Origin of the sequence: Asticcacaulis excentricus CB 48, from assembly GCF_000175215.2 — a bacterium.
In the GTDB taxonomy this organism is placed as follows: domain Bacteria; phylum Pseudomonadota; class Alphaproteobacteria; order Caulobacterales; family Caulobacteraceae; genus Asticcacaulis; species Asticcacaulis excentricus.
The window spans coordinates 989,438-1,009,571 of the sequence record NC_014816.1 but is presented as its reverse complement, the minus strand read 5'-3'; the positions used below and the strand labels follow the sequence as shown (position 1 = coordinate 1,009,571).

General features: G+C 60.0%; 29 protein-coding genes. All 29 read right to left on the bottom strand.

Features of this window, described 5'->3' with window-relative positions; genetic code table 11:
• Positions 1-132 precede the first annotated feature (132 nt).
• The 29 genes from rpmD to ASTEX_RS04615 all read right to left on the bottom strand — a co-directional run bounded on the left by rpmD (position 133) and on the right by ASTEX_RS04615 (position 19,941).
• Positions 133-309, bottom strand: coding sequence for a 50S ribosomal protein L30 (gene rpmD / locus ASTEX_RS04755; protein ID WP_013478476.1), 177 nt, complete (start codon positions 307-309; stop codon positions 133-135).
• Positions 310-314: 5 nt separating this feature from the next.
• Positions 315-890 carry a 30S ribosomal protein S5 gene (gene rpsE / locus ASTEX_RS04750; RefSeq protein WP_013478475.1) on the bottom strand — a complete coding sequence of 192 codons (576 nt, stop codon included), beginning with the start codon at positions 888-890 and terminating at the stop codon, positions 315-317.
• 12 nt (positions 891-902) lie between these two features.
• Complete coding sequence (rplR, locus tag ASTEX_RS04745) at positions 903-1,256, bottom strand: 50S ribosomal protein L18 (RefSeq protein WP_013478474.1); 354 nt, start codon at positions 1,254-1,256, stop codon at positions 903-905.
• 3 nt (positions 1,257-1,259) lie between these two features.
• The gene (gene rplF / locus ASTEX_RS04740) at positions 1,260-1,793 is read right to left on the bottom strand and encodes a 50S ribosomal protein L6 (RefSeq protein WP_013478473.1); all 534 of its coding nucleotides are present in this window, start codon (positions 1,791-1,793) and stop codon (positions 1,260-1,262) included.
• A gap of 37 nt (positions 1,794-1,830) precedes the next feature.
• The gene (rpsH, locus tag ASTEX_RS04735; RefSeq protein WP_013478472.1) at positions 1,831-2,229 is read right to left on the bottom strand and encodes a 30S ribosomal protein S8; all 399 of its coding nucleotides are present in this window, start codon (positions 2,227-2,229) and stop codon (positions 1,831-1,833) included.
• A gap of 16 nt (positions 2,230-2,245) precedes the next feature.
• A complete protein-coding gene (gene rpsN, locus ASTEX_RS04730) occupies positions 2,246-2,551 on the bottom strand; it encodes a 30S ribosomal protein S14 (protein ID WP_013478471.1) in 306 nt (101 codons plus the stop codon).
• 18 nt (positions 2,552-2,569) lie between these two features.
• Complete coding sequence (rplE, locus tag ASTEX_RS04725; protein ID WP_013478470.1) at positions 2,570-3,127, bottom strand: 50S ribosomal protein L5; 558 nt, start codon at positions 3,125-3,127, stop codon at positions 2,570-2,572.
• Positions 3,120-3,434, bottom strand: coding sequence for a 50S ribosomal protein L24 (gene rplX / locus ASTEX_RS04720; protein ID WP_013478469.1), 315 nt, complete (start codon positions 3,432-3,434; stop codon positions 3,120-3,122). The genes rplE and rplX overlap by 8 nt, the downstream gene beginning before the upstream one ends.
• Positions 3,434-3,802, bottom strand: coding sequence for a 50S ribosomal protein L14 (gene rplN / locus ASTEX_RS04715; protein WP_013478468.1), 369 nt, complete (start codon positions 3,800-3,802; stop codon positions 3,434-3,436). The genes rplX and rplN overlap by 1 nt, the downstream gene beginning before the upstream one ends.
• 302 nt (positions 3,803-4,104) lie before the next feature.
• Positions 4,105-4,344 (bottom strand): 30S ribosomal protein S17, encoded by a 240-nt coding sequence (gene rpsQ / locus ASTEX_RS04710; RefSeq protein WP_013478467.1) that lies wholly within the window; start codon positions 4,342-4,344, stop codon positions 4,105-4,107.
• A gap of 11 nt (positions 4,345-4,355) precedes the next feature.
• Positions 4,356-4,550, bottom strand: a complete 195-nt coding sequence (rpmC, locus tag ASTEX_RS04705) for a 50S ribosomal protein L29 (protein ID WP_013478466.1) — start codon at positions 4,548-4,550, stop codon at positions 4,356-4,358.
• Positions 4,551-4,555: 5 nt separating this feature from the next.
• Positions 4,556-4,984, bottom strand: coding sequence for a 50S ribosomal protein L16 (rplP, locus tag ASTEX_RS04700; RefSeq protein WP_013478465.1), 429 nt, complete (start codon positions 4,982-4,984; stop codon positions 4,556-4,558).
• Between the two features lie 5 nt (positions 4,985-4,989).
• Positions 4,990-5,745 carry a 30S ribosomal protein S3 gene (gene rpsC / locus ASTEX_RS04695; RefSeq protein ID WP_013478464.1) on the bottom strand — a complete coding sequence of 252 codons (756 nt, stop codon included), beginning with the start codon at positions 5,743-5,745 and terminating at the stop codon, positions 4,990-4,992.
• Positions 5,745-6,128, bottom strand: a complete 384-nt coding sequence (gene rplV, locus ASTEX_RS04690) for a 50S ribosomal protein L22 (protein WP_013478463.1) — start codon at positions 6,126-6,128, stop codon at positions 5,745-5,747. Before rplV ends, rpsC begins: the two co-directional genes overlap by 1 nt.
• A 3-nt stretch (positions 6,129-6,131) precedes the next feature.
• On the bottom strand, positions 6,132-6,410 hold the full coding sequence (gene rpsS / locus ASTEX_RS04685) for a 30S ribosomal protein S19 (protein WP_013478462.1): 279 nt from the start codon (positions 6,408-6,410) through the stop codon (positions 6,132-6,134).
• Positions 6,411-6,413: 3 nt separating this feature from the next.
• Entirely contained in the window at positions 6,414-7,250 is an 837-nt protein-coding gene (gene rplB / locus ASTEX_RS04680; RefSeq protein WP_013478461.1) for a 50S ribosomal protein L2, read from the bottom strand.
• A 15-nt stretch (positions 7,251-7,265) separates the two neighbouring features.
• Positions 7,266-7,562, bottom strand: a complete 297-nt coding sequence (locus tag ASTEX_RS04675; protein ID WP_013478460.1) for a 50S ribosomal protein L23 — start codon at positions 7,560-7,562, stop codon at positions 7,266-7,268.
• A gap of 3 nt (positions 7,563-7,565) precedes the next feature.
• Positions 7,566-8,198, bottom strand: a complete 633-nt coding sequence (gene rplD, locus ASTEX_RS04670; protein ID WP_013478459.1) for a 50S ribosomal protein L4 — start codon at positions 8,196-8,198, stop codon at positions 7,566-7,568.
• A 2-nt stretch (positions 8,199-8,200) separates the two neighbouring features.
• Positions 8,201-8,932, bottom strand: a complete 732-nt coding sequence (gene rplC / locus ASTEX_RS04665; protein ID WP_013478458.1) for a 50S ribosomal protein L3 — start codon at positions 8,930-8,932, stop codon at positions 8,201-8,203.
• Between the two features lie 11 nt (positions 8,933-8,943).
• Positions 8,944-9,252 (bottom strand): 30S ribosomal protein S10, encoded by a 309-nt coding sequence (gene rpsJ / locus ASTEX_RS04660; protein WP_006273890.1) that lies wholly within the window; start codon positions 9,250-9,252, stop codon positions 8,944-8,946.
• 307 nt (positions 9,253-9,559) lie between these two features.
• Positions 9,560-10,750 carry a GNAT family N-acetyltransferase gene (locus tag ASTEX_RS04655; protein ID WP_013478457.1) on the bottom strand — a complete coding sequence of 397 codons (1,191 nt, stop codon included), beginning with the start codon at positions 10,748-10,750 and terminating at the stop codon, positions 9,560-9,562.
• A gap of 57 nt (positions 10,751-10,807) precedes the next feature.
• Entirely contained in the window at positions 10,808-11,683 is an 876-nt protein-coding gene (locus ASTEX_RS04650; protein WP_013478456.1) for an AraC family transcriptional regulator, read from the bottom strand.
• A 185-nt stretch (positions 11,684-11,868) separates the two neighbouring features.
• Positions 11,869-13,059: an elongation factor Tu gene (gene tuf / locus ASTEX_RS04645; protein ID WP_013478455.1), complete on the bottom strand. Its 1,191-nt coding sequence runs from the start codon at positions 13,057-13,059 to the stop codon at positions 11,869-11,871.
• A 159-nt stretch (positions 13,060-13,218) separates the two neighbouring features.
• Positions 13,219-15,297, bottom strand: coding sequence for an elongation factor G (gene fusA, locus ASTEX_RS04640; protein WP_013478454.1), 2,079 nt, complete (start codon positions 15,295-15,297; stop codon positions 13,219-13,221).
• A gap of 140 nt (positions 15,298-15,437) precedes the next feature.
• Positions 15,438-15,911 (bottom strand): 30S ribosomal protein S7, encoded by a 474-nt coding sequence (rpsG, locus tag ASTEX_RS04635; protein WP_013478453.1) that lies wholly within the window; start codon positions 15,909-15,911, stop codon positions 15,438-15,440.
• A gap of 12 nt (positions 15,912-15,923) precedes the next feature.
• Positions 15,924-16,295, bottom strand: coding sequence for a 30S ribosomal protein S12 (gene rpsL / locus ASTEX_RS04630; RefSeq protein ID WP_013478452.1), 372 nt, complete (start codon positions 16,293-16,295; stop codon positions 15,924-15,926).
• 240 nt (positions 16,296-16,535) lie between these two features.
• Positions 16,536-17,897, bottom strand: a complete 1,362-nt coding sequence (locus tag ASTEX_RS04625) for a globin-coupled sensor protein (RefSeq protein ID WP_013478451.1) — start codon at positions 17,895-17,897, stop codon at positions 16,536-16,538.
• 121 nt (positions 17,898-18,018) lie between these two features.
• A complete protein-coding gene (locus tag ASTEX_RS04620; protein ID WP_013478450.1) occupies positions 18,019-19,605 on the bottom strand; it encodes an alpha-amylase family glycosyl hydrolase in 1,587 nt (528 codons plus the stop codon).
• A gap of 84 nt (positions 19,606-19,689) precedes the next feature.
• A complete protein-coding gene (locus ASTEX_RS04615) occupies positions 19,690-19,941 on the bottom strand; it encodes a hypothetical protein (RefSeq protein ID WP_013478449.1) in 252 nt (83 codons plus the stop codon).
• Between the last annotated feature and the right edge of the window lie 193 nt (positions 19,942-20,134).

The following is a 20,134-nucleotide window of genomic DNA, read 5'->3' as shown; positions in this document are numbered from 1 at the left end:
GAAAAGATGCGCTGGCGTTAACGCCAACTCGGCTGGAAAAGCGGAAACCGTTAAGAAATACGGCTCTCATAAATAGCAAAACGCCCCGACACGAATGCCGGGGCGTCTTTGTTTCAATCTCGGCAGAGCCGCTTACTCAACGATCTCGATGAGGTGAGCGACCTTGGCGATCATACCGCGCACCGAAGGAGTATCCTCCAGAGTCGAGACACGGCCCATCTTGTTGAGACCGAGACCGGCGAGCGTGGCGCGCTGGTCCTTGGTGCGGCGGATGGGGCTGCCGGTTTGCTTGACAGTGACTTGAGCCATGATGATTAGCCCTCGATCGATTCAGGCGACGAAGCGCCATCGTTGCGACGCGTCAGGATGTCGCCAACCTTCTTACCGCGCTTGGCGGCGATCTGACGGGGCGAAGACTGCACCTTCAGAGCTTCAAAGGTGGCGCGCACCATGTTGTAGGGGTTCGACGAACCGAGCGACTTGCCCACGACGTCAGAGACGCCCAGGGTTTCGAGCACGGCACGCATCGGACCCCCCGCGATCACGCCGGTGCCCGGAGGGGCCGCGCGGAGCTGGATCTTACCGGCGCCCCAACGGCCGTAACCGTCGTGGTGCAGGGTGCGGGATTCGCGAAGCGGGATGCGAACCATCGACTTCTTGGCTTCTTCGGTCGCCTTGCGGATGGCTTCCGGCACTTCGCGCGCCTTGCCATGACCGAAGCCTACACGGCCCTTCTGGTCACCAACGACCATCAGAGCAGCGAAGCTGAAGCGACGGCCACCCTTCACGGTGGCGGCGACGCGGTTGATGTGAACGAGCTTTTCGACAAACTCCGAAGGTTCTTCGGTGCGTTCGCGACGATCGTTGCGGTTTTCGCTGGGACGAGCCATTGAACGTACCCCTTAGAAGTTGAGACCGGCTTCGCGCGCGGCATCTGCCAACGCCTTCACCCGGCCGTGATAGATGTAACCGCCACGGTCAAAGACAACGTCCTTGATACCGGCCTCGATGGCGCGCTGGGCGACCAGCTTACCCACTTCGGTGGCGGAGGCGGCGTTCGACCCACGCTTGGCGGCCGTTTCGAGCGACGAAGCCGCAGCAACGGTAACGCCCTTCGAATCGTCGATGACCTGAGCGTAGATGTTCTTGTCCGAACGGAAGACCGACAGACGCGGGCGGCCGTTGGAGAGGCTCTTGAGCCGGGTGCGGTTACGTTGCGCCCGACGAGCCATTTGTTCACGAGGAGAGAGAGCCATGGCTTACTTCTTCTTCCCTTCCTTGCGGCGAACCTTCTCGCCGGCGTAACGGACACCCTTGGCCTTGTAAGGCTCAGGCGGACGAATCTTGCGGATCTTGGCTGCGAGTTCGCCGACGACCTGCTTGTCGATGCCCTGGATCTTGATTTCAGTCTGCTTCGGCACGACGAAGGTGACGCCGGCAGGCGGAGCCACTTCGACCGGGTGCGAGAAACCGAGCGACAGTTCGAGGTTGTTGCCCTTCATGGCAGCGCGGTAACCAACGCCGACCAGTTCGAGGTTCGACTCGAAGCCCTCGGTCACGCCCTTCACCATGTTGGCGATGAGCGTGCGCGACAGACCCCACATCGCACGGTGGCGAGCGGTTTCGCCACGCGGCGCGACCGACAGATTGTCGGCTTCGTGCGTGACTTCGATTTCTTCAACCACGGTCCAGTTGAGCTGGCCCTTGGGCCCCTTAACCGTGATGGCCTGACCGTCGAGCGTGATGGTCACGCCCTTCGGTACAGCAATGGCCTTTTTCCCAATACGAGACATTATGTGTTCCTATGGTCTTAAGTAAGTCCCGCCGGTCTTAGTAGACGCGGCAGAGGACTTCGCCACCGACGTTCAGTTCGCGGGCAGCGGTGTCAGACAGGACGCCCTTGGGCGTGGACAGGATCGCGATGCCAAGGCCGTTTTTGATCGGCTTCAGATCTTTGATCGACGAATAGACGCGACGGCCGGGCTTGGACACGCGGGCGATTTCCGCGATGACCGGCTGACCATCGAAGTACTTCAGTTCGATTTCAAACTGCGGGAATTCACCCGGCACTTCGAGCAGCTCGTAACCGCGGATATAGCCTTCGTCCTTGAGGACGTCGAGCACGCGGGCGCGCAGCTTGGACGCGGGGGTGAGCACCTTGGAACGGCTGCGCTGGGCGGCGTTCTTGATGCGGGCGATCATATCGCTCAGGGGATCAGAGATGAACATGTTGTGTGATCTTCCCTTACCAGCTGGCCTTGGTCATGCCGGGGATCTGGCCTTCATTGGCCAGCTTGCGCAGGCTGACGCGGCTCATCTTGAGCTTGCGATAGAAGGCGCGCGGACGTCCGGTGACTTCGCAGCGGTTGCGGATGCGGGTGGGCGCCGAGTTGCGGGGCAGCTTGGCGAGGGCGAGGCGAGCTTCGAAGCGCTCTTCCAGCGGAAGAGATTCGTCAACAGCCGCCGCCTTGAGCGCAGCGCGCTTGGCAGCGTATTTGTCAACGAGCTTCTTGACCATCTCGTTACGGTTTACAGCCGATTTCTTAGCCATTGTTCTGTACCTTTCCCCTTACGAAACGAACGGGAACTGGAAGTGCTTCAGGAGAGCCTTGGCTTCCTTGTCGCTCTTCGCCGTGGTGCAGACAACAATGTCCATGCCCCACATCTGGTCGATCTGATCGTAGTTGATTTCCGGGAACACGATGTGTTCCTTCAGGCCCATGGCGTAGTTGCCACGACCGTCGAAGGAGTTACCGTTCAGGCCGCGGAAATCCTTCACGCGCGGCAGCGCGATCGTGATCAGGCGGTCAAGGAATTCATACATACGGTGCTTGCGCAGCGTCACCTTGGCGCCGATCACCATGCCTTCGCGAAGCTTGAAGCCGGCGATAGACTTACGGGCCTTGGTTTCAGCCGGCTTCTGACCGGTGATAGCGGCCAGGTCCGCAATCGCGGCCTTGACCTTCTTGGAGTCGGCAACGGCTTCGCCGATACCCATGTTCACGACGATCTTGTCGAGCTTGGGGACCTGCATTTCGTTGGTGTAGCCGAACTCTTCCTTCAGCGCCGCGCGGATCTTGTCCTGATAGACGGCCTTGAGGCGCGGGGTATAAGCTTGATCAGCCATTGATGACCTCACCGGTGCTCTTGGCGAAGCGCACCTTCTTGTCGCCTTCGACGCGGAAACCGACGCGGGTCGGCTTGCCATTGGCATCAGCCACGGCGACGTTCGAAAGGTGAAGCGAGGCTTCCTTGTTGATGATGCCGCCTTGCGGGTTCGTTTGCGAAGCGCGCGTATGGCGCTGAACAACGTTGATACCCTGAACGACGACGCGGTTCTCCGTCGGGAGAACCTTCAGGACGGTGCCGGTACGGCCCTTGTCCTTGCCTGTCAGGACGACGACCTTGTCGCCCTTCTTAACCTTCGCAGCCATTAGAGGACCTCCGGCGCCAGCGAGATGATCTTCATGTGGTTCTTGGCGCGCAGCTCGCGCGGAACCGGGCCGAAGATACGGGTGCCGATGGGCTCGCCCGACTTGTTCACGATCACAGCGGCGTTGGTGTCGAAACGGATAACCGAACCGTCCTTGCGCTGGATGTCTTTCGAGGTGCGCACGACGATGGCGCGCAGAACGTCACCCTTCTTCACGCGGCCACGGGGGATCGCTTCCTTAACCGAGACGACGATCAGGTCACCCACCGAGGCGTAACGGCGCTTGGAGCCGCCCAACACCTTGATGCACATGACCCGGCGCGCGCCCGAATTATCGGCAACGTCCAGATTAGTTTGCATCTGAATCATAATTCAAACTTTCCAAAATCTCGCAAAAGGCCCCCACCCTTTCGGGTGCAGACTTCCGCGAAGACGACTGAGGATTCCGAGGAAGCGGGCCTTAAACCCTATTTCCTCCGAATAAGCAAACAGAAAAATGCTCAACGGAGCCGTTCCGCCCCTTTTGAGGTGGAGGTCCCGTGAGCACGTTTCCGGTTCAACGTCTGCGAAGGGTATTCCGCGAAATCCCGAAGGCAGGCGGAACCGGATCGCAAATGTCAAAAGACCGAAACCCGGACAGCTTTAAGTAGCCATCCGGGTCTCTGAATGTCTTAGGCTGCGTCCTTGGGAAGCACTTCCCAGGTCTTCAGCTTGGACTTCGGCGCGCACTCGATGATACGAGCGACTTCGCCAGCCTTGTAGGTGTTGTTCTCATCGTGAGCGTGGTAGCGCTTCGAAACGCGAACCGGCTTCTTCAGAACCGGGTGCAGAACGGTACGCTCGACCTTCACGACGATGGTCTTGTTGCCCTTGTCAGAAACAACCAGACCTTCAAGAATGCGCTTGGGCATGGTCTATTCCTTTAGGCAGACTTCTGAGTGGTCAGAAGCGACTTGATGCGCGCGATGTCCTTGCGGACTTCGTTCACACGGTGGGTCTTCTCCAGTTGGCCGGTGGCCTTCTGGAAACGAAGGTTGAACTGTTCCTTCTTGAGGTTCAGCAGTTCTTCCTGAAGCTGATCGGGGGTCTTGCCCCGCAGGTCGGCAATCTTGGTCATGGTCCTTACTCCGCCGCAATGCCGGCGTCGAGACGGGTCACGACGCGGGTACGAACCGGCAGCTTGGCCGCGCCGAGGCGCAAAGCTTCACGGGCGATGTCGTCCGCGACGCCGTCGATTTCAAACAGGATACGGCCGGGGGCCACGCGGGCCGCCCAGTAATCCACGGAACCCTTACCGGAACCCATCCGGACTTCGGCGGGCTTGCCCGTTACAGGCAGGTCCGGGAAGATACGGATCCAGACGCGGCCCTGACGCTTCATTTGACGCGTGATGGCCCGACGGGCGGCTTCAATCTGACGGGCGGTCAGGCGCTCAGGCTCAACCGTCTTCAGACCATAGGAACCAAAGTTCAGCGTGTAGCCGCCCTTGGCATTACCGTGGATGCGGCCCTTGAAGGCCTTACGGTATTTTGTGCGCTTAGGAAGCAGCATAGCGATCAGGCCTCCTTATTGTTGCGATCGCGGCGCGGGCCACGGTTATTACGCTCGCCGCGCTCCGGACGCTCGTTCGACGACGGGCCCGAAGCTTCCTGCGACCAGCGCTTGTCCTGGGCCATCGGATCGTGCTCAAGGACTTCGCCCTTGAAGATCCACACCTTGACGCCGATGATGCCGTAGGTGGTCAGGGCTTCGGCAAAGCCGAAGTCGATGTCTGCACGCAGGGTGTGCAGCGGCACGCGACCTTCACGGTACCATTCCATACGGGCGATTTCCGCACCGCCGAGACGACCCGACAGGTTCATACGGATGCCCTTGGCGCCCAGACGCATGGCCGACTGGATCGAACGCTTCATGGCGCGGCGGAAGGCCACGCGGCGCTCCAGCTGCTGAGCGATGGATTCGGCAACCAGTTGCGAATCGACTTCCGGCTTGCGGACTTCGACCAGGTTCAGGAACACTTCGCCTTCGGTGAGGGCCGAGATGTCTTTACGCAGCTTGTCGATGTCAGCACCCTTCTTGCCGATCACCACGCCCGGACGGGCGGCATAGATGGTGATGCGGCACTTCTTGTGCGGACGCTCGATGATGATGCGCGATACGCCGGCGGCGTTCAGCTTTTCCTTCAGTTCCTTACGGATCTTCAGGTCCTGGTGCAGCAGCTTCGCATATTCCTGACGGGCGGCGAACCAGCGCGAGTCCCAGGTACGGTTGACGCCAAGGCGCAGACCGATCGGATTGACTTTCTGACCCATTAGGCAGCCTCTTGACCAAGTTCACGGACGACGATGGTCAGTTCCGAGAAGGGCTTCAGGATACGCGACGAGCGACCGCGAGCGCGGGACGCAAAGCGCTTCATGACGATGTTCTTGCCCACATAGGCCTCGGCGACAAACAGGTTGTCGATGTCGAGGTTGTGGTTGTTTTCGGCGTTGGAGATCGCCGAATACAGGGCCTTGCGAACGTCGCCGGCGATGCGCTTGTGCGAGAACTCAAGCTCGTTGAGCGCGCGCTGGACCTTCAGGCCGCGGATCGACTGGGCCACCAGATTCAGCTTGTAAGGGCTGATGCGGATGGAGACCAGCTTGGCGCGGGCTTCGGTCGGCTTTACGCGGCGAGGATTGGACGTTTGCGACATGGCTTACTTCCTCTTCGCCTTCTTGTCAGCGGCGTGACCGGGGAAGTTCCGCGTAGGCGAAAATTCACCGAGCTTCATGCCGACCATGTCTTCCGACACGAGCACCGGCACGTGCTTCTGACCGTTATAAACACCAAAGGTGAGCCCCACAAACTGGGGCATGATGACAGAGCGGCGCGACCACGTCTTGATGACGTCCTTGCGACCGCCGGCCTGAGCCGCTTCCGCCTTCTTAAGAAGGTGGCCATCGACAAAGGGACCTTTCCATACGGAGCGAGCCATGGATTAGCGAGCCTTCTTGAGGTGACGCGAGCGGATGATGAACTTATCCGTCGCTTTGTTGGTACGGGTCTTGCGGCCCTTGGTGGGCTTGCCCCACGGGGTGACCGGGTTACGACCGCCCGAAGTGCGGCCTTCACCACCACCGTGCGGGTGGTCGATCGGGTTCATGGCCACACCGCGAACGTGCGGACGCCAGCCCTTGTGACGGGCGCGACCAGCCTTACCCAGGCTTTCGTTCATGTGGTCCGGGTTGGACACGGCACCGACGGTGGCCATACAGGTGTCGAGCACCATGCGCAGTTCACCCGAACCCAGACGGATCTGAGCATAACCGGCGTCGCGGCCAACGAGCTGAGCATAGGCACCAGCCGAACGGGCTAGCTGACCACCCTTCATGGGCTTCAGCTCGACATTGTGGATGATCGTACCGACCGGCAGCGAACGCAGCGGCGCGGCGTTACCCGGCTTCACGTCCACCTTTTCCGAGGCGATGATGGTGTCACCGGCCTTGAGCCGTTGCGGGGCCAAGATGTAGGCCTTTTCGCCGTCTGCATAGTTGATCAGCGCGATGAAGGCGGTGCGGTTCGGGTCATACTCCAGACGCTCCACAGTACCGGCCACGTCGAACTTGCGACGCTTGAAGTCGATGATGCGATAGAGCTTCTTGGCGCCGCCGCCACGGAAACGGACGGCCACGCGACCGCCGGCACCACGGCCGCCGGACTTAGTGAGACCTTCGACCAGAGCCTTCTCAGGACGGCCCTTGTGCAGCTCGGAACGATCTACGAGAACCAGTTCGCGACGACCGGGCGAGGTGGGGTTGAATTGCTTCAAAGCCATTGTTCAATCCTCTCCTTACAGACCGGTCGTGATGTCGATGGATTGGCCCTCTTCGAGGGTCACAATTGCCTTCTTGACATCGTTGCGACGGCCCATGATGCCCTTGAAGCGCTTGGTCTTGCCCTTCGTGACAACCGTGTTCACCTTGAGAACCTTCTTGCCATAGATGGCTTCGATGGCTGAGGCGATTTCATCCTTCGAGGAGTCGAGCGACACCTTGAAGACCACCTTGTTCTGCTCGGAAAGCAGCGTGGACTTTTCGGTGATGTGCGGCGCCAGGATGACGTCGTAATTGCGGATAGTAGCAGCCATAACTTAGGCCTCCACTTTGAAGCGGGCTTCGATCGCTTCCACCGCCGACTTCGTCAGAACCAGCGTGTGGCGGCGCAGAACGTCATAAACGTTCAGACCAGCCGACGGCAGGACGTCGATGTTCGGGATGTTGCGCGAAGCAAGCGCGAAGTTGGTGTCAACTTCCGGGCCCGCGATGATGAGAGCGTTCTTCAGGCCCAGCGTTTCGAACTTGGCACGAAGCGCGGCGGTCTTGGCCGAGTCGAGCGTGGCCTGATCAAGGACGATCAGCGCGCCGGCCTTCGCCTTTGACGACAGGGCATGACGCAGACCCAGAGCGCGGACCTTCTTTTGCAGGTCGAAGGCGTGCGAACGAACGACCGGACCGAAAGCGCGAGAGCCGCCGACGAATTGCGGCGCACGGCGAGAACCGTGACGAGCGCCGCCGGAGCCCTTCTGCTTGTACATCTTCTTACCCGTGCGAGAATTCTCGTTACGGGTCTGAACCTTGTGCGTACCGGCGCGGCGCTTGGCCAGTTGCCAGTTGACGACGCGGGCCAGGATGTCGTTGCGGATCTCTTCGAGGCCAAAGACGGCGTCAGAGACGTCAACCGAACCGGCCGTGCCGTTGTCGAGAGTGATAACGTCGAGTTTCATGATTATTCAGCACCCTCTTCTTGAGCGGGCGCTTCCTCAGCTTGAGCCGGAGCGGCAGCGGCCTTCTTGAGGCCGGCCGGGAACGGCAGAGCCTGCGGGGCCGACTTCTTCACGGCGTCGCGGATCTTGACGAACGAGCCTTCCGCACCGGGCACAGCGCCACGGATGAAGATCAGACCGCGCTCGGCGTCGATGCGAACGACTTCGAGGTTGAGCGTCGTGACAGTTTCCACACCATAGTGACCGGCCATCTTCTTGCCGGGGAAGGTGCGGCCTGGGTCCTGACGGTTACCCGTCGAACCGTGGGCGCGGTGCGAGACCGACACACCGTGGGTGGCGCGCATACCGCCGAAGTTCCAGCGCTTCATGGCACCGGCAAAACCCTTACCGATCGTCGTGCCCTGAATGTCAACGCGCTGACCTTCGACGAAGTGATCGGCCGAGAATTCAGCGCCGACTTCGACAAGGGCGTCTTCGGAGACGCGGAACTCAGACAGGATGGCCTTGGGCTCAACCTGAGCCTTGGCGAAGCGCTCACGCTCAGGTTTGGAAACGTTCTTGGCCTTGCGAGTGCCGGCACCCAGTTGCAGGGCGGTGTAGCCGTCCTTGTCCTTCGTGCGCTGGGCCACAACCTGGCAGCCTTCGAGCGAAAGAACGGTAACGGGGACGTGCTGGCCTTGCGCGTCGAAATAACGCGTCATGCCGAGCTTTTTAGCGAGGAGACCTGTTCTCATAACCGGGCCCCTTAAATCTTGATCTCGACGTCCACACCGGCGGACAGGTCGAGCTTCATCAGCGCGTCAACGGTCTGCGGGGTGGGATCGACGATGTCCAGCACGCGCTTGTGCGTGCGGATTTCGAACTGTTCACGGGACTTCTTATCGACGTGCGGCGAACGGTTCACGGTGAAGCGCTCAATCAGCGTCGGCAGGGGGATCGGCCCCCGGACGGTAGCACCGGTGCGCTTGGCCGTGTTCACGATTTCACGTGTGGAATGGTCCAGCACGCGGTGATCGAAGGCCTTGAGCCTGATGCGGATATTCTGACGATCCATATCGCTCTTATTCCAAGTTAAGGGGTTGCGTATCCCGCGTCCGTTGAACCATTTCAAAGACCAGCTTCGATCCTCAAACAGAGACCGACGCGTTATCCGCAAAAACAAAGCCGCGCAGCGTAAGCTGCGTGGCCATTCGGAAAGTCTGGAAGCGTCACCTTATATGTAAAGATCAGGCCGCCGACTTAATTTCGTAATATGCGGACCGCGTATGAAGCGTGAACCTCACGGCCGATCCAACAGAGGTCGCGTATATGCCGAAGGAGTCGCCCCGCGTCAACCCCTGCAACTATAATTCTTTGAGAGTTTAAGCCGCTATATCGTTGGCGGCGGGTGTCGGGGTGCGTAAGCGGCTTATACCGCGACGAAACAGAGCCTGAAAAGCGTCACGCTTGCCCTTCGGTTCGGTTTCACAGGCGCGAATGGTGCGCAGGCGACGTTGCAGGCTGAGACGCAGCCTCCCCAGCTTTTCACGGGCGGCGGGCGACAACGCGACCAAGGCGTCAACCAATACAGTCATCAGGCTGGTGCGAGACTCGATGGTCCCTTCCAGACACACCCGCGCCGGAGAGGTCAGGGTGTGTTTGTAGCATTCGCCACCCGCGCCGAAATCAATCTGGGTCACGCCCATCTCCGCCACGTGCCGCATAATGCGCAACGACAGGAGGATGCCGGGACTGTAGCGACAATAGCTTTCGGCATAGGCCGGGAACCAGAAGTGCAGACAGGTGTCGCGCATCAGGCATATCTCCGCCGCCACGAGCACCGGTTCGGGGCCTCTGACATCACGGAACACTCCTACCCTCAGCCCGAAACCCTCGTCCTGACGTTTGGCGAGCTGGCCCAGGAGATTGAGCGTCCAGCCGCAGCCGAAAACATCGTGCATGCCAGAACGGCTGTACTGCTGGCGCTTCTGGTCGATGACCCATTGCAGCAAATCGGGCGTGACGCGTTCAAAGCTGAAGGCGAAGCCGCCGAAGTCCTTTTCAACATTGCGCTGACAACGGCCGACATTTTTATAAAACTTGTGATGCTGCGCTTTCTGGCGTGCCAGATAGGCGTCATAGCCCTCGCTCAGGTCGGCAATCTGCGTGATCGCCTGAATGGTGCGGGCATGGACATTGTCCGCCGTCATCTCCCCTACCCAGCCCATGAATTCAAGGCGGTGCGCCTTAAGACTGCGCAGCAGCAGAGGGTAGTCCATGACAAAGCCGGTATCGGCAATGACACCATAATAGTCGGTCAGGGGCGCGCCCAGCGGCTGAAGCGTGCGACCTCGCACCTGATAAGGCAGATAGCCGGCAATCTGCCCCTGCTCATCATAAAGACGCGCAATGTGAGCATCCGGGACGCTCTGACCGATGGCCATGACGTAGCGCACGTCAAAATAAGGTCCGATCAGATCAGACCGCCGCGAGGTAAACCCTTCCCAGGCTACGATATCTTCGGGCGTTAGCGCTTCGGGCGCTACGCTTTCGACGCGTGTCAGTCTGGCCATACGGCTCCCCAGTTGCGTGCATACAACCGGGTGTACAGTTATAAGGTTGAAATTGGCCTAAGCCAAAGGGTTAATAGAGAGTGGCAGGAACAGATCGCAGCGTAAATCCGCCGTCGCGACCTCTTCCGGGTCATCGAGGAAATGCAGGTGCAACGGCTGATCGGCAAGTGCGTAACCGGCATCTATAACGGCGAGGTAGAGCGTATCCATCGCCGGCTGGATCGCATCATAATCGCCCAGGTGACGCAGACGGGCATAGAGGCCACTGGGCACGACGATGTGATAAAGGTCTTCAGTCAGTTCTGCCTTGCCCCCGACATCGACGGCGACTTCGGCGCGACACGCTTCGGGGGCCGTGTGCCGCGGGTCATCGTGCTGATAGCCGTAAAGGCCGGCAAGGTGTTCCATAGACAATTGCGAGAACACTAGATCGAACAAACGCTGATAGACGGCGTTCAGTTCCGGATAGGCCCCGGTGTTGCGCAGAGCGGTGAGCGTCAGGGGGTCGGCCGCAACAATCTCAATACCAAGGGGCGTTTCGGCAGTCGCCGGGTGCCGCAGCCGATGTTCCAGGCTCTCGCGCAGGGGGACGGAGCGGCGTATCTCGCTGGCGGTGTGACCCGTTTCGGCTTTCAGCGCACGGGCAAAGGCTTGTGAGGTGGCGTAGCCTGACGCTTCTGTAGCGAGTTCGACGGACTGCTTGAGCGCCGGAACCGCCCGCGCCAGCCGGATACGCCGGATTGTTTCTGCCGGCGTCTCACCCGTCATGAGTCGGTAGACGCGGTGAAAATGAAAGGGCGACAGGGCCGCAATACCGGCCATTTTATCGAGGTCCGGGGCCTCGGTTAGGTCAGTGGCTTCGAGGTGCTTTAGCACCCGTTCGATGCGGGCGACATAATCCAGAGAGGGGGGCATCCGAGATTGATCGGTCATGGCAGGTTCCCTTGAAAGGATGAGGCCCTACTGTGCCACGCTCTGCGTCGGGCGTCGTTCCCGATCTTGCGAAGATGGCCGCTTGCCGCGACACATAGAAAAACCCCCTGAGTTGCCTCAAGGGGTTTCTGTAGTCTGATCGGTGTGGCCTGCTCGTTCAAGAACAGGGTCCGAGACCTTTGCAATTAAGCAAGGATCTTCGCCACAACGCCGGCGCCGACGGTGCGGCCACCTTCACGGATAGCGAAGCGGAGCTTCTCTTCCATGGCGATCGGGGTGATCAGTTCGACGTTCAGCTCGGCATTGTCGCCCGGCATGATCATCTCAACGCCTTCCTTCAGCGTCACGATGCCGGTCACGTCGGTCGTGCGGAAGTAGAACTGCGGACGATAGTTGGTGAAGAACGGCGTGTGACGGCCGCCTTCTTCCTTCGTCAGGATGTAGGCTTCGGCAACGAACTTGGTGTGCGGCGTGATCGAGCCCGGCTTGCAGAGAACTTGACCACGCTCAACGTCTTCACGCTTCGTGCCGCGCAGCAGAACGCCGACGTTGTCACCGGCTTCACCCTGATCGAGCAGCTTGCGGAACATTTCGACGCCCGTGCAGGTCGTCTTCTGAACCGGACGGATGCCGACGATTTCGACTTCTTCACCGACCTTCACGATACCGCGCTCGACGCGGCCGGTCACAACCGTACCACGGCCAGAGATCGAGAACACGTCTTCGACCGGCATCAGGAAGGGCTGGTCAACCGGGCGGGCCGGCTGCGGAATGTACTCGTCCACGGTCTTCATCAGAGCGAGGATCTGGGTTTCGCCGATTTCCGGGTTCACGCCATCGGTCGCGGCCTTGGCCGAACCCTTGGTGATGGGGATATCGTCGCCGGGGAACTGATAGGACGACAGAAGTTCACGAACTTCCATTTCGACGAGCTCAAGCAGCTCTTCGTCGTCAACCAGGTCAACCTTGTTCATGAACACGACCAGAGCCGGCACGCCAACCTGACGGGCGAGCAGGATGTGTTCACGGGTTTGCGGCATCGGGCCGTCAGCGGCCGACACAACCAGGATAGCGCCGTCCATCTGAGCGGCACCGGTGATCATGTTCTTCACGTAGTCGGCGTGACCAGGGCAGTCAACGTGAGCGTAGTGACGGTTTTCCGTCTCATACTCAACGTGGGCCGTGTTGATCGTGATGCCGCGGGCCTTTTCTTCCGGAGCGGCGTCGATGTCTTCGTACTTCTTGGCGGTAGCGCCGCCCGACTTAGCCAGCGTCATCGTGATCGCGGCGGTCAGGGTGGTCTTGCCGTGGTCAACGTGACCAATGGTGCCGATGTTGCAGTGCGGCTTCGTGCGGTTAAATTTTTCCTTGGCCATTTCAAATCCCCGCAAATATGCGGGCCTTCACTCGGTTAGGGGTTGGAAACTTGGGAGCACTCCGCCCCGGAAATCCGTGTCGTCATCCTTGCGGATTTCCGGTTCGGGGCGCAGTGGGGAAGGCCCGTAGCATAGTCTTTGCTACGGGCCAAATGGTTTTTAGGCGTACTTCTTGATCACTTCGTCGGCGACGTGCTGCGGCACGGGCTCGTAGTGGTCGTACACCATGGTGAACTGCGCACGGCCTTGCGACATACCACGCAGGGTATTCACGTAACCGAACATGTTCGCCAGCGGAACGAAGGCGTCAACGACGATGGCGTTACCGCGCATGTCCTGACCCTGGATCATGCCGCGACGACCGTTGAGGTCGCCGATGACCGAACCCAGATACTCTTCCGGAGTCACGACTTCGACCTTCATGATCGGCTCAAGCAGCTTCGGGCCGCCCTTTTCGCGCAGTTCCTTGAAGGCGGCGCGAGAGGCGATTTCGAAGGCCAGGACCGACGAGTCAACGTCGTGGTAGGCGCCGTCAATGAGGGTCGCCTTGAAGTCGATCAGCGGGAAGCCGGCCAGGAGACCGTTTTCCTTGGCCGATTCGAGGCCCTTGGTGACGCCCGGAATATATTCCTTCGGCACCGCGCCGCCGACGATGGCCGACTCGAACACGAAGCCCGTACCCGGTTCGCCCGGTTCGAACACCAGCTTGATGCGGGCGAACTGACCCGTACCACCGGTTTGCTTCTTGTGCGTGTAGTCGATTTCCGCCTTGCGGGTGATCGATTCGCGATAGGCCACCTGCGGCGCGCCGATGTTGGCTTCGACCTTATAGGTGCGCTTCAGGATGTCGATCTTGATGTCGAGGTGCAGTTCGCCCATGCCCTTCAGGATCGTCTGGCCCGACTCGTGGTCGGTCGAAACGGTGAAGGAGGGGTCTTCGGCGGCCAGCTTCGACAGGGCGACGCCCAGCTTTTCCTGGTCGGCCTTCGACTTAGGTTCGACGGCAATCTCGATAACCGGGGCCGGGAATTCCATGCGCTCTAGGATGACCGGCGACTTCAGCGGATCGCAGAGCGTGTCGCCCGTGCGGGTGTCCTTGAGGCCTGCCAGAGCGACGATGTCGCCGGCATAGGCTTCCTTGATGTCTTCGCGGTTGTTGGAGTGCATGAGCAGCATACGGCCAACACGCTCACGCTTGTCGCGCGTCGAGTTGAGCAGGCCCATGCCGGTTTCCAGCTTGCCCGAATAGATGCGGCAGAAGGTCAGCGAACCAACGAAGGGGTCGTCCATAATCTTGAACGCCAGAACCGAGAGGGGTTCATCGTCCGAGGCCTTACGGGTGACTTCTTCTTCGGTCTTGTAGTCGATGCCTTTGGTCGCGGGGATATCGACCGGCGACGGCAGATAGTCCACAACGGCGTCGAGCAGCGTCTGAACGCCCTTGTTCTTGAACGCCGAACCGCAGAGGATCGGGAAGAAGGCCGAAGTCAGAACCGCCTTACGGATGCACTTCTTCAGGGTTTCTTCCGAGGGCTCATTGCCTTCGAGATAGGCTTCCATCGCCTCGTCGTCGAGTTCGACGGCGTTGTCGATGAGGTACTGACGGGCTTCGTTGGCCTTTTCGACCAGATCAGCCGGGATTTCTTCGTCGTGGTACGACGCGCCCAGGCCATCATTGTCCCACACCACGGCCTTCATGCGGACAACGTCCACAAGGCCCTTCAGTGAGGATTCGGAACCAATCGGGAACTGGATCGGCACAGCCTTGGCGCCCAGACGGTCGCGGATCGACTCGACCGACTTGTCGAAGTCGGCGCCGATCTTGTCCATCTTGTTGACGAAGACGATACGCGGCACGTTGTACTTGTCGGCCTGACGCCAGACGGTTTCAGTTTGCGGCTCAACACCGGCGTTACCGTCGAGCACGGCCACCGCGCCGTCGAGGACGCGGAGCGAACGCTCGACTTCGATGGTGAAGTCCACGTGGCCCGGCGTGTCGATGATGTTCAGGCGCTTGCCTTGCCAGAAGGCGGTCGTCGCGGCGGACGTGATGGTGATGCCGCGCTCCTGCTCCTGCTCCATCCAGTCCATGGTGGCAGCGCCATCGTGGACTTCGCCGATCTTGTGGCTCTTGCCGGTATAGTAGAGGATACGTTCCGTAGTCGTGGTCTTGCCGGCGTCGATGTGCGCCATGATACCAAAGTTACGGTAGTCCTCGATTTTGTGACTGCGGGGCATTGTACGGGCCTCAGACAAAAAGGGGATTCAAAAAAAGTGTGTAGGCACTATGCGTAAGCGCGGGAGACTTAATGAACAAAGTCGCCCGCGCCTTATAGACCTTTTTTGACAGGACCGTGACAGCCCTGTCCCGCAAGGAATTACCAGCGGTAGTGCGCGAACGCGCGGTTGGCTTCGGCCATCTTGTGCGTGTCTTCGCGCTTCTTGACTGCGGTGCCCCGGTTGTTGGAGGCGTCAAGCAGCTCACCGGCCAGCTTTTCGGTCATGGTGTTTTCACCACGCTTGCGCGCAGCGTTGACCAGCCAGCGGATGGCGAGAGCGCGGCGACGGTCCGGACGGACTTCGACGGGCACCTGATAGGTGGCACCGCCGACGCGGCGCGAACGCACTTCGATCGACGGGGCGACGTTGTCGAGAGCCGCATGGAAGGTCTCAACCGCAGTCGCGTCCTTCTTCTTGGCTTCGAGGATATCGAAAGCGCCGTAAACGATGTTTTCGGCGACGGCCTTCTTACCTTCGTACATGACGTAGTTCATGAACTTGGTGACAACCAGATCCCCGAACTTGGGATCGGGCAGAACTTCACGCTTCTCTGCGCGGTGACGACGTGACATAGGTCTCTATCCTTACTTCGGACGCTTCGCACCGTAGTGCGAACGGCGCTGCTTACGGTTCTTGACGCCTTGCGTGTCGAGCACGCCGCGCAGAATGTGGTAACGGACACCCGGAAGGTCCTTCACGCGGCCGCCGCGGATCAGAACCACGGAGTGTTCCTGAAGGTTGTGGCCGACGCCGGGGATGTAGCACACCGATTCGATGCCGGAGGTCAGACGGACCTTGGCGACCTTACGCAGAGCCGAGTTCGGCTTCTTCGGGGTCGTGGTGTAAACGCGCGTACACACGCCGCGACGCTGGGGCGAGCCCTTCAGGGCCGGCACCTTGTTGCGCTTTGGGTTCGGCTTGCGCGGCTTGCGGATAAGCTGGTTAATCGTGGGCATTTAATCTCTTGCCTTAGATGGGGAGGCCTGTGCCGTTTGGCCGGGCGACCTCGGTTGGGATGTAGCCTTCAGAAGCATCGGAAACGACAAACACAAAAGCCGCAACCCGCGCTTTGGGGGTTACGGCGGGCACGCAGGCCCTTGTCTCAATCGCTCTGAAAACGGACCTTTGCAGGTCCCGCCTCAAAAAAGATTGGGGGGCTATACAGGAGCCCCCCTGACGGGTCAAGCGGGATTCGCTCAGGCGCTCTTTCGCGTGACCACCGCGTGCTGACGCAAGGTGTCAAAGAAGGTCTGCACCTGCTGGCTGAGTTGCGCTGCGTCGCTGTTGAGCGAGGCTGCGGCCCCTCCGACCACGCTAGACGTACCCGCCGTATGGTCGATGGCTTCGGTGACGCGCGCTATGTTTTCCGACAGGGCCTGCGCCCCGCTGGAGGTCCGCATGACGCTGCGGGCGATTTCCTGCGTCGCGGCCCCCTGCTCTTCGGCCGTCGCGGCAATGGCGGTGGCGATCTGCTCCACCTCGCTCATCGAGCTGGAGATGCGTTCAATGGCAGACACGGCGTTGCGCGTCGCGTTCTGTATCTCATTAATCTGACGTGTGATGTCATCGGTGGCGCGCGAGGTCTGGGTGGCCAGTTGCTTGACCTCGGTGGCGACAACGGCGAAGCCGCGTCCCGCCTCCCCTGCCCGCGCCGCCTCAATCGTGGCATTGAGGGCCAGCAGGTTGGTCTGCGAGGCGATATTCTGGATCAGATTGACCACCTCACCGACCTGCCGCGCCGACTCGAGAAGATTGTTGATGTCCGTGCGTGAGGCATCCATCAGGCGGACCGTATCCGAAATGGACCCGGCCGCACTGGCGATCTGCGAGGAGACTTCGTTGATGGATTTCGACAGTTCTTCGGTCGCCGCGGCCACCGAGGACACGCTGTCAGCAGTGTCGCGCGAGGCGTTGGCAATGCCTTTGGCGTCATCCGAGGCGCCAGAGACGACTGACGCCATGTCTTCAGCAGCATCACTAAGACCGGTACCGGATTGGTGCAACTTGTCGAGAATACCGAAGGCCGCTGATTGAAAAGTGCCAATGGCGGTTTCAGTCTGTTCGGCCTGACGGCGACGCTCCTCCAGCAAGACTGTCTGATAGGTGGAGATGGCCAGGTCGAGATCAAGCAATATGGCCTTGTTGACCGCCTCGATCTGCGCCTGAGCCTTTTTCGGCGCAAAACGACTGCGCGCCAGAATGATTCCAGTCAGTTCGTTGAGCACGAAGCGATAGGCCCCGATATACCAGCGCGGCTCAAGTCCGATGCGCTCATGGGCGCGTCCGATCTTCTGCGTTTCATGCAAGTAGTCTTCATCAAAAGCTCCGGAGAAGATGCGTTCCCAGTGGCGGAACTGCGCACCTTCCAGCGCCACCTGACGATCCCCGGCCATGGCCTTCAGGTGTGGATAGCGGAACAGGTGGGCGTAGAAGCGGCTCAGTATGTCCGGCAGTTGCGGCGCGATCGACGGCCACAAAGTCCGTAGGGCAGCGCGGTCTGCCGGGGTGATCTGGGCAAATTCAATACGCTGATGCAGTTCAGCCTGAAGGTCGGTCATGACGCCACTCCCTACGCGCGACTCGCATTATGCACGGCGGCCGCTACCATAAGGTGCACGCAAAGCGGTTAATGAAACCTCAAGGGGTGATAACTGGGACAATCAACCGCAGCCCGCCCAGTTAATCTTGTCCTCGCGCCACATAGGCCGCCACGCCCTTGGGCGGCAGGATGAGACGCAACTGACCGCCCCGCGCCGTCAGTTGCGCAGGCGCGCCGAGGTCTAGGGCCGAAGCCCACACCCCCTCGCCCTTCGTTTCAAAGGTCTGAGGCGCATTAGATAGGTTGATGAACACGAGCGCGTTTTGCCCGTCTTTCTGACGAGCGAACACAAGCGTCTCCTCCCCGGCTTTTGACAGAAGCGTAAACGTCCCGTCGGCCAGTACCGGATGCGTCTGCCGCGCCAAGTAGAGGGCGCGGTAATACTCCAGCAGACTCCCGCCTTCGCCGGTTTGGGCCTTCACATTATGAGTGCGTGCATTCGTGGCATAGGCGCGATAGGGTTTGGCCGCCGTGGTAAAGCCGTGCCCGGCCGAGCCGTCCCAGCTCATCGGGGCGCGCAGGCCGGGATCGTCATACTTGCCATTATTGGCGAGCCCGATCTCTTCGCCGTAATAGGAGAACGGCGTGTCTGAGGCCAGCACCGAGACGGCCGCCGCCACGCGATAGCTGCCGGGGTTGAGATCGTTGATCAGACGGTCGCCAACATAGGAATCGTGGCTTTGCAGGACCAGCGGCATTAGCGACCGCTTATCCGAGGCCAGTTGCGTCGCCAGCTTTGCCGACAGCTTGCCGTCGCGAGCGCTGGACTTGATTTCCTTTTGCGTGCCGAAGGCAAAGGAGTGGGTGCAGGCCTCACCGGCATAGAGGGCGGGCTGTTCGGAGGCTTCGCAGATTAGATAGCGGTTGGGATAGGCTTTCACCACCGCGTTGACCTGCTTCAGCACTTCGATGTTTTCCGGTTGATCCATATAGGCGGTGGGGCCGTTTTCGACCAACATGGTCACGGCGTCGATGCGGAAGCCGTCTACGCCCTTGTTTAGCCAGAAGCGGAAATTATCGGCGTGATAGTCGATCACCCGCTGATTTTTAAGATTGAAGTCCGGCATCTGATCATCGAACAGACCATAGAAATAGCCTCTGCCGGCTTTGTTTTGCCGCCACGGGCCCCACGAAAAACCCGCCCACTTCGGGTCCTTATCGGCGAAGAGGTACCAATCACGATAGGGCGAGGTTTTCCCCTTCGCGGCGCTGAGAAAGATCGGGTTGTCATTGGCCGAATGGTTCATCACATAGTCGATAATGACGCCGATACCGCGCTTGTGCGCCTCGGCCACAAAGCGCTCGAAATCGGCCATGGTCCCAAAGGCCGGATTGACGGCGCGATAGTCGCTGACGGCATAGCCGTGGTCCTTGTCCGCAGACGGGTGAATGGGCATTAGCCAAATGCCGGTCACGCCAAGACTTTGTAGATAGTCGAGCCGCGAGGTCAGGCCGTTGAAATCGCCGATGCCATCGCCGTCAGAGTCCTGATAGGAGCGGACGAAGATCTCCATAAATGTGGCGTTGCGATTCCAGTGAGCGGGCAGGCCATTGTCGCGCGGCTGCGCGGCGACCTTCGATATGTCGATTTTAGCGTTTTGCGCCTGCGCGCCCGTGGCCATCAGCGCGCACGCCAAAGCTACGCTCGCCAGCGGTTTAACAGCCATGATTTGTCTCCCTGTCTTTTGACGCAGGAAAACACAGGCGCTCATTTTCGAACAGACATACGGCAGATGAATACGTATGCGGGGTTAGCTGCGACCGCTTAAGGAGCCCGGTTCCTCCGCGACGTGCGGCTGATCGGAATCACTTTTGACATAGTGCTCGTTGGCCAGCCCCTTGCCGTTCGGCGTTTTGGGCTGCAACCGCTCATCCTTGCTGTCTTTTTCATCACCATAGGACTCGCCGGGGCCGCCGTTTGCGGGTTTGTCGCGCGAAAAATGCTCGCGGACATCGGCGGTTTCAGCCTTTTGTGGATCGTCGCTCTTATGCGGGGCAGTCATAGGTGTCTCCTGGGATACGAGCCGAAAGCGCCATCCGATAAAGTTGGCACCACTTTTCGGAAAGTTTGCGCGACAAGCTAGAAAATTTATAGCGAAACAGCGGCTCACCTGAGCCGGCGTTTCGCTATAAACAAAACGGCCCGCTCTGAGCCGGGGGGAAACTCAGATCGGGCCGCTTGTTTTATGCGCGCTG